Genomic DNA, 17,195 nt, shown 5'->3' on the forward strand with positions numbered 1-17,195 from the left:
ACTTAGTATTTAAAGCGATCAATTAAGCTGTTTAATTGTTTAGCTAAAGCTTCTATAGCATGACTGCCTTCGGACGTTTCATTCGCACCTTGCGTCGCCTCATCAGCCAATTCACCAATACGATTGGTATTACGCGCCAGCTCTTCAGTAGTGGCTGATTGCTCTTCGGTTGTAGAAGCAATTTGTAGGTTCATATCTTCAATTTGACGCATCTGGCTAGCAATTTTTTCTAAAGCGGCTAAACCTTGATTTGCACTAACCACACTTTGCTCAGAAAGCTTTTTACTGGTGCCCATCGCCGTTACCGCTTCACGCGTCATGGCTTGTAAACGTACAATGGTCGAGCTAATCTCTTCCGTTGAGCTTTGTGTGCGTGTTGCTAAACTGCGTACTTCATCCGCAACAACTGCAAAACCACGACCATGTTCACCCGCACGTGCTGCTTCTATCGCTGCGTTCAAAGCTAAAAGGTTAGTTTGCTCAGCGATGGCTTGGATGGTGGTAATAACCAGTTCAATTTCACTGCTAGCATTTTCTAATTCGGCTAATTTTTTAGCTGTTTTTTCGACTTCATTCGCTTGACCACCAATGGTTTTAGCAACACCTTCAATGACTTTAGTGCCTTCATCCACTTCACGACGACCGGCTTGTGTTGCATCTGAAGCCCGTTGAGCGCTGCCAGCAACTTCTTGTACAGTCGCGGTTAACTCGTCCATTGCTGCAGCCACTTGGTCGATTTCGCCACGCTGCTGCATCGCACCTTGTGAAGCACGAGTGCTGGTTTGTTCTAATTGAGCCGACGTACTGGCCAAGGTTTGGCTATGGTCGGCTAACTGCGCCACCAAAGTACGCACTTGTTCAGAAAAGGTATTAAAAGCAATGCTAAGGCGCGAGACTTCATCTTTACCCGTTACGGTTAAGCGGCGCGTTAAATCACCTTCACCACTGGCAACGTCTTCCATTGCTGCTGCTGCATTCTCTAAAGGACGGGCAATACTGCGCGCCAACCACAGCATTGCACCTAATAAAATAGCCAAACCTGTTAGGCCAATCACCAATACTTGACGAACGATGGCATCCACATCTTTAAGCACTTCACTCATCGGCATTGCCATAGCAAAAGACCAACAACCTTGAGTACCACCTAAAGGAATTGGTGCATAAACAATCAAGGCTTCTTTTTTAAATATGTCACTGTACAAACGCGTGGTGTAAGGCTTGCCATCTTTAACAGCTTGTGTAGCGGCTTCTAGCTCATCACCCATAAACTCGCGCTCAGTATCCAGCATATTTTTACCTAAATGCGACGGATCAGGATGCCCAACAACCGTTCCCTTATGACCAAATAAAGCCGATATGCCGCCATAGTGCTTAACTTCACTAACAAGCTTTTGTAGGTTATCCGTCTTAAAATCAAACCCTATAACCCCTACAAACTTGCCATCAAAAATAAGTGGAACAGCTGCTGAACCCATCAAAATTTCTTTACCACCCACTTTGTAAAGATAAGGTTCGATGATTGCTGGACTGCGTGTCTTTTTAGCGATCTGATAATAATCAGCATCAGCGGCATCATAGCCCACAATGACTTCATTACTTATCTGGCCGTTATTATGCACCCAGTAAGAAATAAAACGTCCGGTAGCATCATGCCCTTGTGTATTTTGGTAAAAAGTATCTAGATTATCCAGCGCATTAGGTTCCCAAATAGTCCAAGTACCTATCATATTAGGGTACTTTTCGAGATGGTTTTTTAAAAAATTATTAATAATTTCACGACGTTGTGTAGCAGGAAACTGCATAACTGTTTTTACTGCCAAGGTTAAATCTTCAAGACCACCTAAACGAATCGCTAAATTCTCTACTACGAGCCGACCTTCAGCTAAAGCCAAATCTTCCGCTGCGATAATGGCTTTTTCTGTCACGGCTTTATCAACAGCATTATGAATAAACAGTAAGATGCCTAAAATAATAATTAGCGTTAATGGAAAGAGTGTAAACAACAACTTTCGTGTCATTGTTAGTCGTGCAAGCATTGTAGATTTCCTTTTATTGAGTCTATTTTAGATGGACTTATAACAAACACATTACCACAAAATTATAAGCTACATACAAATTTGCTTAACTTGCTAACGCACCAGTATTAAAGCAGCTTCTAAACGTATTGATTGTTGTAAAGTTTGCTCTATTTTCACCTTAATTAAATCTATTTCAATTAAGCTTAGTGGCTCTTCTGCTAATAACCGTACTGAAATTAATGGCGGGCTACCAGGCTGAACACGAACACCTTGCAACTGAGCATTATAAAAAACTTGACCTTCTAAACTGCTAATCATGCCATGTTCATCGACCATACGTATAAAGCTGCTTGCTAAAGGAATGCTAATTAATACCACTACCACTAAAGAAACAATTAAGCCTCTTCGTGCCAACTTAAAAGGACTAAAACCTAATACCATAAACGTTAAAGCAGCAGCTAAAACAATGCCAGCCAAGTTGGTTAAAAAGAGTAAAAAAGCGCCCCAAAATACTGCCCAATCAAACCAGCCAATACCAATACCTGCCACTGCTAAAGGCGGTACTAGCGCAACGGCAATGGCTACACCGGCTAAACTTTTAGCAACTTCAGCCCGCGAGTGAGCATAAGCACCGGCAACACCAGAGATAATAGCCACACCTAAATCGAGTAAAGTCGGGCTAAGCCTTGCCGCTATTTGATCGTTAATCGACCAAAGTGGAATTAACCAAGTCATCAAGGTTGCACAAGTCAGCGCCAAACCAATCCCTAATAATAGTGAACGCCCACTTTCTATGATTAATTGATCGTCTTGACGTAGCACCCCCATCGCAAAAGAAATAATCGGTGACATTAAGGGTGCTAAAATCATCGCACCGATAATCACGGGGGCAGAGTCTGCAAACAAACCCGTTAATGCTAAAAGTGTTGCTAACACCATTAAAGTTAAATAAGCCTCAGAAGACTTAGCATTTTCTTTTAAAACGAGAAACAAATCCTTAAATTCATCGGTGCTAGCGTGGTGAATCCAAGGTAAAGGATAGGCAATTAATTCACGGCGTGCTTCACCTGTTGGTAAACTTTGTACTTTAAAAACCTCTTTTAAGGTGTTTTTCTGCGTAACCTCAGTGGCTTCAACTAAACCATTAAATAAACGCAAAGCAGCGGCTTCAACCCTTAAATGAATCGTATCACTTTTAAAACGTTTACCATCAATAACATAAGTAACAGGTTGGCTGGCTTCAACTTTTACACTACTGCTTTTAATCAAACCTAAATACTTAGGTAAACGATTAACACTTAAAAAACCCAACATAGCAGAAGCAAATAAAAACCTAAGCGCCTGCAACATACTGCGTGGCGATAAGATAAGTAAATTAAATTGACGATCATCCGCCACCGCTTCATCAATCACCCGACGTGTAAAAGCACTAGCATCACCACGATCAACGGCGACCATACCCAAAGCCGCCGTTTCAAATACTTTTTCTTTGTCAGTGGTTAAAACAAAAGCCCTTAAACGCACTTTATTAAGTCCAGCCACTAAGCGCCTAAAACGCCGCCAACGTGAAACCAAGCTTTCTGAACGGTAAGCTGCACGCAAACCAAAAGGATCACCGATACTTACGGCATTAAAAACGGGCTGATCGTTGCAGTAGAGTTGATCGACCACCACAGGTTCGGCGTTAAAATTTAATTGAGCGATGGCCTTTTCTAAGTTAGAAGGTACTTTAAAACCCTTAGCAACTTCTTGCATTTCTGGGTGCGGCAACAAACCCAGCACCCAACCTTGGGCAATGGCTTGAGGGATAAACTGATAAAGCGCGGTGTCAGCTAACAAAGTAATGACTTGCGTTCCTTCAGGCCATGACAATGCCTCTGTTTTTTGCCAAACCTGAAGGATTAGCTGTTTGCCGCTGGGTAACTTATCACCCGATAAAAGCGGCAGAATTTTTTCCTGTACTCTGGCTTCACAAGCAGCATCGTAAAGCAGTATTAATTGCAGCATGGTGTTAAACTTTCCTTAGTGATTCTGTAACAATAATGCTGCAACGTCTTCTGGTGGTAAAGGACGCGCCAACAAATAACCTTGAATAAGGTGACAGCCAGCCGATTTAAGAAAATCTAATTGCTCTTGTGTTTCTACCCCTTCCGCTAGGGTCGTAATGCCTAACTCAGCAGCCATACGAATAATCAAATGAGCGATAACCACATCATCTTTACGATCAGGCAAACCATCCACAAAAGATTTATCAATTTTTAAAACATTTAAAGGCAAGCGACTTAAATAAGACAAGCTGGAATAACCCGTTCCAAAATCATCCAAAGCAATTCGAATACCCGAATTTTTTAACTCAGTTAAAATCGCTGTAGCTTCGTCTTGTGCCGTCATTAATAGTGTTTCAGTCACTTCCAATTCCAGCATTTCAGCCGGTAAGTTAAAAGTCTGCAACAGATTTTTAATCTCAGCGGGTAGCGTTTGATTAAGCTGTGCAGTAGAAAGGTTGACAGCAACGCTAATGCTAGGTAAACCTTGATCTTGCCAAGCACGCGCCTGAGCTAAAGCCGTACGCAACACCCAATTACCCAAAGCAAGAATTAAGCCGGTTTCTTCAGCTAAAGGAATAAACGCTAAGGGTTGAATTAAGCCTCTAATAGGGTGCCGCCAACGCACTAACGCTTCACAACCCATCATTTTTCCGGTGCTTAAATCCCACTGCGGCTGATAAACCAAAAACATCCCTTGTTCTTTTTCAATCGCTTTACGTAAATCGCTTTCTAGCTGCAAACGATCAATGACTAATTCGCCCATAGCACGGCTATAAAAACAGTAGCAATCACGCCCTCTAGCTTTCGCTTGATACATTGCAATGTCGGCATGACGCAAAAGCACATCTTGATTTGCACCATGTTCAGGGTACATAGCCACACCAATACTGGCAGTAACAATCAACTGATGCTGTTCAATTAAAATGGGTTCATGTATCGCAATCAGTAAGTTTTGTGCCAAATCAATCAAATTTTCATAACTACCGGCAGGCTCTATCAATAATACAAACTCATCACCGCCCATACGTGCTACAAACGATTCTTTCTGAACACACGCCTCCATACGACGGCCGACTTCTTGCAGAACCTTATCACCCAGAGCGTGCCCCAAAGAGTCATTAATATTTTTAAAACGGTCAACATCAATCACAAACAAAGCCAACTTATGCTGTTGAGCGACGGCTTTATCCATCGCTTCCATTAACGATTGCGCCATAAGCAAACGGTTAGGTAAATTAGTTAAAGGGTCTCGTTCAGCAAGCGTCTGCAAACGGCTTTGCTGCTCATCAATGCTTAATTGATAGTAGTTAATTAAACGCCCCAACCAGCGAGCATAAACAATGGCCGCTAACAGTGTAATCAACCCAATAACCAAAAAAGGCCAAATTAATACGGGAAATTCGTCTATAAACCCAACCAGCCAACCACGCTGTTGCGGTATATCGCTTAATACGTCATCACGGTAGCCAGCTGCAATCACCACCCAATTCGCTTCAGGTATACTAACGGCATAACCTAATTTATCATGCAAGCCGTCATACCCAGTACGATTCCATTGATATTCAATATAATCACCACCTTTTTTGGCAGCAGCTAAAAACTGTTGCACCACTTGCTGTTGATGTTTATCAACAAAAGAGGATGGCAGCTTACCCACATCGTTAATGGATGAAGTATGAGTCAATAAACGGCCGTCATCATCTAATATGGCTAAATAGCCACCACTCGGTAGCTTTAATCCTTCGGCTCGTATCAAGACTTCTTGACGTAACTGGTCTTCCATTTTATAGATATAATCACCACCACCAATCAGCCAATTATAGGGCTCAAATTGGCGTGCATAGGCAATTTTTTCAGCCATAACATCTGGTTGATCTGGGCGATACCAACGGTAGCTAGCATAACCTTGTTTATGTTCATTGCTGACGGAGTCAATTAAGTTACGCATAATATAAGTGCCAGCATCATCACGATTATCCCATAAAGAAGTACCTTCTAAAGTAGGATTTATCGGCAATAAAATACACTCACCCGCCATACTATCTATAAAAATATAACCACGACCTTGAGAAAACACGACATTTCTTAGTGTTTCAACAATCAGCTTTTTAATGTGCTGCTCAGATAGCACGTCTTTAGATGTGTTATAAATATTGGTAGCAACCGTGTGAGCCGCATTAACCTGTTCACGCGAAATATCTCGCAATAGTTGTTCTGCTTTACTAAACCGGTAAAGAAAATTTTCATGCATGGCTTCAGCTTCATACTTCATACGCTGTTGATACTTTTCTAGCTTTAATGCTTCTGCTGCTTGCTGCTGCCCCACAACAAGCTGATGTGCTCGTAAGCTTTCATAAATAACCAATCCAAAAGTCATAAACAACACACCGCCTAACAATCCAAAAACCATTAAGCGTGTTAATCGAGCAGGTGCAATCGAAGGCATGGTAACGTCCCATTTAATATTGACTTAACGCTTACTGGTATCAAGCAACTTAACCAAGTCTTCCATGTCTTCATTCGATAAGGCTTCTAATTCTTGCCTTATTGCTAAAACATCTTCGGGTAATAACTGTAAGCGTTCATAAACAGCCATTGGAATACGCGTTAATCCTTGCTCCCAACTGGGTTGCAGATATTGCTCAGCTAAATATAAAAGGTTGGCATATTTAAAATGCTTACCGGTATAACTTGGATTATGCTGCTGACGAATCGCAACACACATCTCATTAGGCAAATTCCAAGTCGTAAATAAATAACTGGCAATTTGCTCACGGGTAATGCCAAACAAAAAGCGCTCTAAATACATTGAAGGCACATGAGGATTCGCTTCTTGGTTACGGCAATACAGTGAAAAATGTGGTGGAAATACTTCAGCTAAAACCAAATAACCAAAGTTATGCAACAATCCCGCAAGGTAAGCCAATCCTACATAAGGCCGTGCCAAAGGCGGCATTTTTTTAACCATTTTCTCAACTAATAAAGCCCGCAGCAGTGCATCGCGCCAAAAATGTCGATGACCATGTACACCATCTTTGGGTAAACGAATTTGCCGCGATAAAGCCAAACCTAAAGCTAAGTTCATGGTCAGATCAAAACCCAGCACTCGAATCACCGCATCTTGAATAGAGCGAATACTGCCCGGCGCACCGTAATAGGGTGAATTTGCCCAACTAATCACTTGTGAAGCCAAGCTAGGATCCATTTCTATTACATTAGCCAATTCAGTCCCACTCACGTCTTGTTTAGATTTTAAACTTAAAAGGTGTTGTGAACTTAATGGCAAAGGCGCAATTTCAATTGATTCGCTTAATCGCGCCCTGACTCGCTGTTGGGTAATCGCTTCAACCGCAGAACGTATTTCAGTTTCGTCGCGGTGTGGATAATCTAAGTTAGGGCGTGTTTCGGTTAAAGGTATCGTAAATTCGTCTTGCTCTGCACCGGCTGCTTTAATCAATGCCAAGTATTCATCACAGGTAAAGCACAATAGTTTGCCTGGATCACCCGACTCAACAAATACTTTATCACCTTCAATAAAACGCAAATCGACACATAAAGGCATGGATAAAATGCCCGGCAAGGCAGGAATGGACTTTAGCTTCAAATCACGCAACAGCATTTGACGGTAATTGGGTGAACGCGCCCGCCAATCTGTGCCGCCAGAATTTAATTTTTGTAAATCAAGCAAACAATGGGCTGGGTAAACAGCCTGTAAATTAAAGCCATCAACGGCTTGTAAAAGTGTACTTCTAAGCAACTGATTAGGCTTTACTAAACTGCGTGAAACTAAACGCCGCACCAAGTCTTCATTGGTTAAATCTGTCAAACTATACGTTGGCTTTATTTGCATGGCACCTTGACCCATTGGCTGCTCCTTGGCTAACACTTGGACTTAATAATATTAAACAAGAAGCGAATAAATGCTTGACCCATTTACTTTAAAAAACTGATAAAACCATTGACCACAGAGTAAAGGTTAGGCGTAATAAAGTCGACCTAAGGCTTGTGGGTTAATCATGCGAACCCTCGACTAAACCTGTGCAAAACGCACCTGATCGCCGCGCCAACGGGTAAGCAATCGCTGCGCTTGTTCAGGTGCTTGCTCTAATAATCTTTGTGCTATTGGACGTAAGCCGATTAATAAATCAGCATCACGTTTTAAGTCAGCAATACGCAATGCTATTTCACCCGTTTGGCGGGTGCCTAACAGTTCACCTGGCCCACGAATGTCTAAGTCCTTTTGTGCAATTAAAAAACCATCATTGGTTTCACGCATAACCTGTAAACGTTCGCGCCCCTGTGCAGAAAGGGGCGGATGATAAACCAAAACACAAAAACTTGCTGTAGAACCGCGTCCTACACGCCCTCTTAACTGATGCAGCTGAGCTAAACCTAAACGCTCGGCATTATCAATAATCATTAAACTGGCATTGGGCACATCCACACCCACTTCAATAACCGTGGTAGCCACCAATAGCTGATACGCATTTTCCTTAAAAGCATTCATAACAGCCGCTTTTTCAGCAGGCTTTAAACGCCCATGCACCAAGCCTATTTTCAACTCAGGTAAGGCTTCACGCAACGCTTTAGCAGTTACTTCAGCGGCTTGGCACGCTAAAGCTTCAGACTCGTCTATTAACGTACACACCCAGTAGGCTTGCCGACCGTCTAAACAAGCATGACGTACCCTTTCAATCACCTCATTCCGACGTGCATCAGGCAAAACCAAGGTTGTTACTGGTTGCCTGCCCGGTGGTAGCTCATCAATAATAGAAATGTCTAAATCAGCATAAGCACTCATTGCCAAGGTACGTGGAATCGGCGTTGCAGTCATCACCAACTGATGTGGTAAAAACTGTCCTTGCACGCCTTTATCGCGTAAAGCTAAGCGTTGATGCACACCAAAGCGATGCTGTTCATCAATCACCACCAAAGCCAAGCGATGAAAATTAACACCTTCTTGAAACAAGGCGTGCGTGCCAATTAATAAATGAATATCGCCCACAGCAAGGCTAGCCAATAAGGTTTCACGCGTTTTACCTTTCATTCGCCCTGTTAACCAACCAACCTTTAAACCTAGTGGTGCAAACCAAGCGGTAAGGTTTTGAAAATGCTGCTCGGCTAACAACTCAGTCGGTGCCATCAGTGCGGCTTGATAACCAGCAGTAATCGCACGCAAACAAGCTTGCGCGGCAACCAGTGTTTTACCTGAACCCACATCGCCTTGCACCAAACGCAACATAGGGTGAGGAAGCTGTAGGTCATGAAAAACTTCTGCACAGACACGCTGCTGGGCGTTGGTCGGCGTAAAAGGCAGGTTAGCCAAAAAACGTTCCTCAATCGAAATGTCATCAGCCACTTGGTAGGGCAGCAAAGGACAAGCGCCTTGGGAACGACTTTGCTGGCGCAAAGCCAACATACCTAACTGTTGCGCCAGCAATTCTTCTAAAGCTAACCGGCGTTGCGCTGGATGCAAACCACTTTCTAACAACACCAAATCAGCATTAGCCGGCGGCTGATGCAAATAATACAAGGCATCTATAAGCCTTGGAAAGCCTTCGGCTTGTTGCAAGGTTTGCTGAACATCTAAAGGTAATAATTCTTCAACGGGGTTATTCGCCAAAAACCCCAAGGCCTGCTGCACCAGTTGACGTAAGCGCTGCTGCTGAAAACCTTCAGTAATCGGATAAACAGGTGTTAAACGCGGGGCTAAATCAGGCGCTGCAAAGTCTTGGTTAAATGCTTTAAATTCGGGGTGATACATTTCTAACCCCGTTGCACCGGATCTAGCTTCACCATAACAGCGCACTCTGTTACCCGTTTCTAACTGCTTTTGCATTGCTGCTGAAAAGTGAAAAAACCTTAAACCCAGCATTCCTGTTGCATCACGAATACGCACTAACAAACTACGTCGCTTTCCTAGCATAATCTGGCTGCCGACCACTTCACCTTCAACAACAGCCCTGCTGCCTAGGTTTAAACTGCCTAATGCACTAATCTGGGTACGGTCTTCATAACGCAGCGGAAGGTGAAAGAGTAAGCCTTGTAAGTCTTCAATGCCTAGGCGTTGCAGCTTTTCTTGCAATGCTTTACCCACACCGTTTAATTCGGTTAAAGCTAAATCATGCAACAGCGCAGACATAGCCGACTAAACCAATTTAAGCTGGGCTACCGCCTGCACCAATGCTTCTATGGCTTTAGGGCGAGGAAAACTAGCACGCCAAGCTAAAGCGACAGTCCGCGAGGGAGCCGGTGCTGCAAAAGGACGACTGACCAAGACATCAGGCGCATAGTGGTTCATGCCAATCGCCGAAGCAGGTAAAACAGTAATACCCAAACCCGAAGCCACCATATGACGAATGGTTTCTAACGAACCACCTTCAGCAATCAATCCTTGCTGTGGATCTTTAAAATTAGCTTCTAGCGCTGGGCAAGCTTCAATCACTTGATCCCTAAAACAGTGCCCTTCACCTAACATTAATAATTTTTGGCTAGGCAAGTCATTAATAGGGATTTCGGCACGCGTAGCCCAAGCATGACTTTTTGGTAAAAGCACTTCAAAAGGTTCGCCATACAGTTCACGGGTAACAACATCCGTTTCTGTAAACGGCAGTGCAATAATAATCGCATCTAACTCACCTGAACGCAGTTTGCGGCGCAGCACAGCAGTATAATTTTCTTCTATATACAAAGGCATTTCTGGCGTTAAACTTTGTAATTTAGGAACAAGGTGTGGGAAAAGATAAGGCCCAATCGTATAAATAGCACCTAAACGCAACGGTGAAGTTAATTGGTTTTTACCTTGCTGCGCTAGTTCTTTAATGATCGCTGTTTGCTCTAAAACTTTACGCGCTTGTTCAACAACTTTTTTACCAATGGGTGTTAATTGTACGGCACTTTTACTACGTTCAAACAAAGCAACACCTAACTCATCTTCTAATTTTTTTACCGCTACGCTTAACGTTGGCTGGCTAACAAAACAACGCTCTGCAGCGCGACCAAAATGCCGTTCTTGTTCCAGCGTAACAATGTACTTAAATTCCGTTAGCGTCATAAATCCTACCTGCTGGGTTTTGATAAGTTATTGTAGAAAGTATGGTGCATTGATTTTAATAATCAAGCAAAGTATTTTTAAGCTTATAAAGCTATGACTAAGCGCTGCTGAATCGCTGCCAAAATACCTTGAGCATCTAACCCGCAATCTGCCAGTAATTCTTGCTGCGAACCTTGATCGACCCAAACATCAGCAAAACCTAGATTAAGCAATTTAGGCTGTAAATTTTGGCTGGCATAAAACTCATTAATCGCACTGCCCACACCGCCCATAATGGCATTTTCTTCAAGGGTTACTAACAGCTCATGGCTGGCGGCTATGTCTAATAACAGTGGTTCGTCTAAAGGTTTTACAAAGCGCAAATTCACTAGCGTTGCATCCAACTGTTCTGCCACTATTGCTGCTGTTGCCACCATACTTCCTAAAGCCAGAATCGCCACTTTTTTACTCTGTTGTTTACTCGCCTTGCGCCTAACTTCTGCTTTACCAATGGGTAGGCAAGTTAAGGTTTGTTCAACAACAACACCTGGCCCAGTACCACGCGGGTAACGCACGGCGGCAGGGCCGTTATATTGATAACCTGTCGTCAACATTTGACGGCATTCATTTTCATCTGCCGGCGCCATAATTAGCATACTTGGCACACAACGTAAAAATGAAAGGTCTAAAGTACCGTGGTGCGTTGGGCCATCTTCACCCACAACACCGGCACGGTCGATAGCAAACAGTACGTCTAAATTTTGTACTGCCACATCGTGAATCAGCTGGTCATAAGCCCTTTGTAAAAAAGTAGAATAAATAGCCACAACTGGCTTCATGCCTTCACACGCCATGCCCGCAGCCAGCGTAACTGCGTGTTGTTCAGCAATGGCAACATCAAAATAGCGATTAGGGTATTCGCGTGAAAACCGAATCATGTCTGAGCCTTCACGCATCGCCGGAGTAATGCCTAATAAACGTTTATCAACCGCAGCGGTATCACACAACCACTGCCCAAATACATTCGAGTATTTAGGCAGCTTAACTTTTTGCAGGGGTTTAGCAGCAGGTTTAGCGGCAGCTTGCTCGATTTCTGGCTTGGTTATTTTTTCTAGCTGGCTCAATGCATGATAACCAATCGGATCAGCTTCAGCAGGCATAAAACCTTTGCCTTTTTTAGTCACCAAATGCAGAAATTGCGGGCCTTTTAAATGCTTTAAACTTTTTAACGTTTTAATCAGTTCTGGCAAATCATGCCCATCAATCGGGCCAATGTAATTAAAGCCCAGCTCTTCAAACAATGAACTAGGGCCAATAAAAGACTTCACCTGCTCTTCGGTTTTAAGCGCCAGCTCCCAAGCCAAAGGCAATTTAGACAACACACGGCGACTGCCTTCACGCAGCTGATTAAAGGGTTCACTGACCAGCAAACGCGCCAAATAAGTGGCTAAGCCGCCGATGTTTTCTGAAATCGACATTTCATTATCGTTCAAAATAACCAGCAAATTAGGCTGTAAATGCCCAGCGTGGGTTAGGGCTTCAAACGCCATACCCGCTGTCATCGCACCATCGCCAATCACCGCAATGCTGCGGCGTTTACTGCCTTGTGCTTTAGCAGCAATAGCCATACCTAAAGCCGCACTAATCGAGGTGCTAGAATGCCCCACCCCAAAGGCATCGTAAGCAGATTCACTACGCTTAGGAAAAGCAGCTAAGCCATTTTTTTGGCGAATGGTTAGCAAAGCATCTTTACGACCAGTTAAAATTTTATGCGGATAAGCTTGATGCCCAACATCCCAAACAATACGGTCTTCAGGCGTATCAAATACGCTGTGCAGCGCAACCGTTAATTCGACCACGCCCAAACCAGCACCAAAGTGACCACCGGTTTGGCTAACACTCCACAACAGCCATGCCCGTACTTCGCGTGCCAACAAAAGTAATTGACGTTCTGAAAAATTTTGTAAATCCGCCGTCTGCTGAAGATTATCAAGCAAAGGCGTGAGGGGTGCTTGCGTGGGTAGGGCATCAAACATGAATTAAATTGCTCATTAAAAATTACGGTTAATCGACCAGTTTGCTAGCTCAACTAGGCTGCTCCATTCACCCGATAAATTATTCAAACGATCACAGGCTTGTTTAACTAATGCTTGCGCGTGTTGCTCTGCACCTTCAACCCCTAACAAACTTGGATAGGTGGCTTTATGTAATAACGCATCAGAGCCGGTTTTTTTGCCTAGCGTGGCTTCGTCACCTTTAATGTCTAATAAATCATCTTGCACCTGAAAAGCTAAACCCAAAGCAGTAGCATAAGCATCTAAAGTCTTTAAAATATCCACATTAGCGCCAGCCACCAAAGCACCCATACGCACCGCAGCACGAATCAACGCACCCGTTTTGTGGCTGTGTAAACGCTGTAATTCTTCTAGGCTAAGCAGCTTACCTTCACCCTGTAAATCCAGCATTTGTCCCGCTACCATGCCTTGCGTTCCACTGGCTTGTGCTAACGTCTTTACCAGCGCTAAAGCGGCGGGTTGCTGTTCATCAGCTAAGGCTTCAAACGCCAAAGTTTGTAAGGCATCGCCTGTTAAAATGGCAGTAGCTTCATCAAAAGCTTTATGGCAAGTCGGACGACCACGGCGCAAATCATCATCATCCATAGCCGGTAAATCATCATGTACCAACGAATACGCATGAATTAATTCAACCGCCATCGCAGGGCGATCACAATACGTTAAATCGGCACCTAATGCCTGACCCGTGGCATAAACCAATAACGGGCGCAGGCGTTTGCCACCATTTAACAAGCTGTACTGCAACGCTTCTTGCAGCCGTTCGCTAGTGCCTGCTGTTGCAGTTAAAAACTTATCTAAAGCCATATCAACACGTGTTGAATAAAGCTTGGTTAATTGTTCTAGCTGCATTAAAGCGTTCCTAACTGAGGCTTAAAATTGGTTGGCTTAAAATCAATCAACTCAAAACTGGCTTGCCCCTTTTGCTCTTGTAGGCTGAATACGCGCTGTTCGGCTTGAGCAAGCTGTTGCTGGCACAAGCGCGTTAGGCGTACACCGTCTTCGTAAGCCTGCAAGGAGGCGTCTAAACTAAACTCGCCTGCTTCCATACTCGTCACCAATGTTTCTAGCTGTTGCATCAATTGTTCAAAGTTAAGCGACTCTGTACTCAAGGGGATTTTCCTTTAACTATCCAGCATCTTGCCTGGATTCATAATTTTGTTGGGATCAAAAGCTTGCTTAATGGCTTTCATATACAAAATTTCTTCTGGGCTACGGCTAAAATGTAAAAAATCTTTTTTAACCAAACCTACCCCATGCTCTGCAGAAACACTGCCACCAAACTGTTGCGTAATTGTAAAAACTTTTTCGCTAACTAAATGGCATTTTTCAAAAAACTCTGCTTGATCCATTACTTTAGGTTTTAAGATATTTAAGTGTAAATTACCGTCACCAATATGACCGAACCAGACTATCTCAAAACCTGGGTAAGTCTCTTCAACAAAGGTATCAACAGCTGTTAAAAACTCAGGTACTTTAGAAACGATAACAGACAAATCATTTTTATAAGGCGTTTCGTGGCTAATGGTTTCAGAGATAAATTCACGCAAACTCCACAAGTTTTGGAGCTGTGTTTCGTTTTGGCTAATCACACCGTCTTCAACCCAGCCAGCTTCCATACATTGTTCAAACAACTGCATTGCCAAATCCATAACACCTTCGTTTTCTGCTTCAAACTCTAATAACGCGTAATAAGGCATTGCCGTTGCAAAGGGGCGTTGCAATGGGTGGTGAGCGGTCACTTTAGCTAACGCATTTTCAGAGAAAAACTCAAAAGCCGTTAAATCCATAGCGCCTTGAAACGTTTTAAGTACATCCATTACGGCGGTCATATTGGGTACGCCCAACACCATAACGGTTAGATTTTTAGGCACACGGGTTAGCTTAATCGTCGCTTCAGTAATAATGCCTAATGTACCTTCAGCACCAATAAATAAATGGCGCAAATCATAGCCAGTATTGTTTTTTATCAAACCTTTATTTAGGTTTAAAATTTCGCCTTTACCCGTCACAACGGTTAAACCCAACACCCAATCACGCGTCATGCCATATTTAATAACTTTAATACCACCGGCATTAGTCGCAATGTTACCGCCAATTTGACTAGAACCAGCTGAAGCAAAGTCAACCGGATAATACAAACCTTGCTCTTGGGCAAAGTGCTGTAGCTGTTCAGTAATCATCCCAGCCTGAACAGTCACGCTACGGTCAATGGCGTTAAATTCAACTACCTTGTTCATATAGTCCATCACAATCACTAGCTCGTTATTAGCCGCAACTGCACCTGCAGAAAGCCCAGTACGACCACCCGAAGGCACTAGCGCAATGTTTTTTGCATTGGCAAATTGCACAATTTTTTGCACATCTTCTGTCGTACGAGGAAAGGCAATGGCACGTGGTTTAGGTGCATGAATTTTGGTCCAATCACGACCATAAATGTCCAGAGCTTCGCCATCTAGGCGCACTCTTTCTTCTCCAATTAAAGCTTCAAGGGCTAATTTGATTTGCTCAGGGGTCATCTTGGTGGCTCTTTATCAAGTAAATACTGGGTCATAAATTGAATAAAATGCAACTTAAAGAAGCACTAAATTCATCTAGGTAATCTTTGTCTGGGGGCTGCAACTTATGGTTGTTATGGTAACATAGCTGGGTTAAGGCTGGCTTGTCTGGCCATATTTTTTCCACCTCAAGTAGCCTCCTAATTAGTGCTGCTACCATCAGGACATTAACCGCTCATGCCTAAAACCTCACTTGATAAAAGCAAGATTAAAATTCTGCTGCTTGAAGGCGTTCATCAGTCTGCCGTCGACAACTTCAAAGCCAGTGGTTATACCAACATAGAGTATCACCCTAAATCTTTATCTGAAGCTGATTTACTGGTAGCCATTGAAGATGCTTACTTTGTTGGTATTCGTTCACGCACCCAACTCACTGAAACTGTCTTTGCTGCAGCTAAAAAGCTAGTAGCAGTTGGCTGTTTCTGCATTGGCACGAATCAAGTAGAGCTTTATTCTGCACTCATACGTGGCATTCCTGTTTTTAACGCGCCTTACTCTAATACACGCTCCGTTGCTGAACTTGTATTAGCCCAAACCATTATGCTGATGCGTGGCATTCCACATAAAAGCCGTGAGTGCCATAACGGTGGTTGGATTAAATCGGCTGAAGGCAGCTATGAAGTGCGCGGCAAAAAATTAGGTATCATAGGTTATGGCAACATTGGCTCGCAGCTATCTGTTCTCGCAGAAAGCTTAGGTATGCAAGTGCTTTATTACGACGTAGTAACCAAGCTAGCAATGGGTAATGCTCGCCAAGTTGCTACTTTAGATGAACTACTTGCAGAATCAGACGTGGTTTCTTTACACGTACCAGAACTGGATTCAACCAAGTGGATGATTGCTGCTGAACAACTGGGCAAAATGAAAACCGGCGCACATTTAATCAACGCTTCGCGTGGTTCTGTTGTGGTCATTGAAGACCTAGCCGATGTATTAAAATCGGGGCATTTAGCCGGTGCAGCAATTGATGTTTTCCCTGTTGAGCCGCGCGGTAACGATGATGAATTTGTTAGCCCATTGCGTGGCTTAGACAATGTAATTCTAACTCCACACATTGGCGGCTCCACGTTAGAAGCCCAAGAAAATATTGGCAAAGAAGTGTCTGAAAAGCTGATTCGTTACAGCGACAACGGCACAACAACTTTTGCCGTAAACTTTCCTGAAGTGGCTTTGCCTGCTCACCCTAACAAACACCGTTTACTGCACATTCACGAAAACATTCCTGGTGTTTTGTCAGAAATTAACCGTGTTTTATCAGAAAATGGCATTAACGTTAGCAGCCAATACCTACAAACCAACGAAAAAGTAGGTTATGTCGTGGTTGATGTTGATCGTCAAGATAGCCTACAAGCCTTAGAAGCGTTAAAAGATGTGAAAGGCACTGTGCGTAGCCGTGTATTGTTCTAAGCATTAACAACAAATAACCACTACAAAAAAACCGCAGCGGTTAATACGTCTGCGGTTTT

Annotated in this window: 11 protein-coding genes; 1 reads left to right on the forward strand and 10 read right to left on the reverse strand. The window is 43.3% G+C overall.

Features of this window, described 5'->3' with window-relative positions; genetic code table 11:
* Window positions 1–2 precede the first annotated feature (2 nt).
* The 10 genes from VJY63_RS08280 to VJY63_RS08325 all read right to left on the reverse strand — a co-directional run bounded on the left by VJY63_RS08280 (window position 3) and on the right by VJY63_RS08325 (window position 15,690).
* On the reverse strand, window positions 3–2,036 hold the full coding sequence (locus VJY63_RS08280; RefSeq protein WP_324049844.1) for a methyl-accepting chemotaxis protein: 2,034 nt from the start codon (window positions 2,034–2,036) through the stop codon (window positions 3–5).
* Between the two features lie 93 nt (window positions 2,037–2,129).
* A complete protein-coding gene (locus VJY63_RS08285) occupies window positions 2,130–4,025 on the reverse strand; it encodes a TIGR00341 family protein (RefSeq protein ID WP_324049846.1) in 1,896 nt (631 codons plus the stop codon).
* 15 nt (window positions 4,026–4,040) lie between these two features.
* Window positions 4,041–6,512, reverse strand: coding sequence for a bifunctional diguanylate cyclase/phosphodiesterase (locus VJY63_RS08290; RefSeq protein ID WP_324049847.1), 2,472 nt, complete (start codon window positions 6,510–6,512; stop codon window positions 4,041–4,043).
* Window positions 6,513–6,536: 24 nt separating this feature from the next.
* Window positions 6,537–7,931, reverse strand: coding sequence for an HDOD domain-containing protein (locus VJY63_RS08295; RefSeq protein WP_324049849.1), 1,395 nt, complete (start codon window positions 7,929–7,931; stop codon window positions 6,537–6,539).
* Window positions 7,932–8,096: 165 nt separating this feature from the next.
* Window positions 8,097–10,208 (reverse strand): ATP-dependent DNA helicase RecG, encoded by a 2,112-nt coding sequence (recG, locus tag VJY63_RS08300; protein ID WP_324049851.1) that lies wholly within the window; start codon window positions 10,206–10,208, stop codon window positions 8,097–8,099.
* Between the two features lie 6 nt (window positions 10,209–10,214).
* Window positions 10,215–11,120, reverse strand: a complete 906-nt coding sequence (locus tag VJY63_RS08305; RefSeq protein WP_324049853.1) for a hydrogen peroxide-inducible genes activator — start codon at window positions 11,118–11,120, stop codon at window positions 10,215–10,217.
* Between the two features lie 83 nt (window positions 11,121–11,203).
* Window positions 11,204–13,135, reverse strand: coding sequence for a 1-deoxy-D-xylulose-5-phosphate synthase (gene dxs / locus VJY63_RS08310; RefSeq protein WP_324049855.1), 1,932 nt, complete (start codon window positions 13,133–13,135; stop codon window positions 11,204–11,206).
* A 15-nt stretch (window positions 13,136–13,150) separates the two neighbouring features.
* Window positions 13,151–14,023, reverse strand: a complete 873-nt coding sequence (ispA, locus tag VJY63_RS08315) for a (2E,6E)-farnesyl diphosphate synthase (RefSeq protein ID WP_324049857.1) — start codon at window positions 14,021–14,023, stop codon at window positions 13,151–13,153.
* Window positions 14,023–14,283, reverse strand: coding sequence for an exodeoxyribonuclease VII small subunit (locus tag VJY63_RS08320; protein WP_414674838.1), 261 nt, complete (start codon window positions 14,281–14,283; stop codon window positions 14,023–14,025). The genes ispA and VJY63_RS08320 overlap by 1 nt, the downstream gene beginning before the upstream one ends.
* 12 nt (window positions 14,284–14,295) lie before the next feature.
* Window positions 14,296–15,690 (reverse strand): FAD-binding oxidoreductase, encoded by a 1,395-nt coding sequence (locus VJY63_RS08325; RefSeq protein ID WP_324049859.1) that lies wholly within the window; start codon window positions 15,688–15,690, stop codon window positions 14,296–14,298.
* 216 nt (window positions 15,691–15,906) lie between these two features.
* On the opposite strand from VJY63_RS08325, the gene serA reads away from it, so the two are divergent.
* The gene (serA, locus tag VJY63_RS08330) at window positions 15,907–17,136 is read left to right on the forward strand and encodes a phosphoglycerate dehydrogenase (RefSeq protein ID WP_324049861.1); all 1,230 of its coding nucleotides are present in this window, start codon (window positions 15,907–15,909) and stop codon (window positions 17,134–17,136) included.
* Window positions 17,137–17,195 lie beyond the last annotated feature (59 nt).

Origin of the sequence: Marinospirillum sp., from assembly GCF_035271045.1 — a bacterium.
Lineage (GTDB): Bacteria > Pseudomonadota > Gammaproteobacteria > Pseudomonadales > Halomonadaceae > Marinospirillum.

Coding starts and splice junctions, on each gene's coding strand:
- VJY63_RS08280 (WP_324049844.1), bottom strand. CDS start 2,036: ATGCTTGCACGACTAACAATGACACGAAAGTTGTTGTTTACACTCTTT.
- recG (WP_324049851.1), bottom strand. CDS start 10,208: ATGTCTGCGCTGTTGCATGATTTAGCTTTAACCGAATTAAACGGTGTG.
- ispA (WP_324049857.1), bottom strand. CDS start 14,023: ATGCAGCTAGAACAATTAACCAAGCTTTATTCAACACGTGTTGATATG.
- VJY63_RS08285 (WP_324049846.1), bottom strand. CDS start 4,025: ATGCTGCAATTAATACTGCTTTACGATGCTGCTTGTGAAGCCAGAGTA.
- VJY63_RS08295 (WP_324049849.1), bottom strand. CDS start 7,931: ATGGGTCAAGGTGCCATGCAAATAAAGCCAACGTATAGTTTGACAGAT.
- VJY63_RS08325 (WP_324049859.1), bottom strand. CDS start 15,690: ATGACCCCTGAGCAAATCAAATTAGCCCTTGAAGCTTTAATTGGAGAA.
- dxs (WP_324049855.1), bottom strand. CDS start 13,135: ATGTTTGATGCCCTACCCACGCAAGCACCCCTCACGCCTTTGCTTGAT.
- VJY63_RS08290 (WP_324049847.1), bottom strand. CDS start 6,512: ATGCCTTCGATTGCACCTGCTCGATTAACACGCTTAATGGTTTTTGGA.
- serA (WP_324049861.1), top strand. CDS start 15,907: ATGCCTAAAACCTCACTTGATAAAAGCAAGATTAAAATTCTGCTGCTT.
- VJY63_RS08305 (WP_324049853.1), bottom strand. CDS start 11,120: ATGACGCTAACGGAATTTAAGTACATTGTTACGCTGGAACAAGAACGG.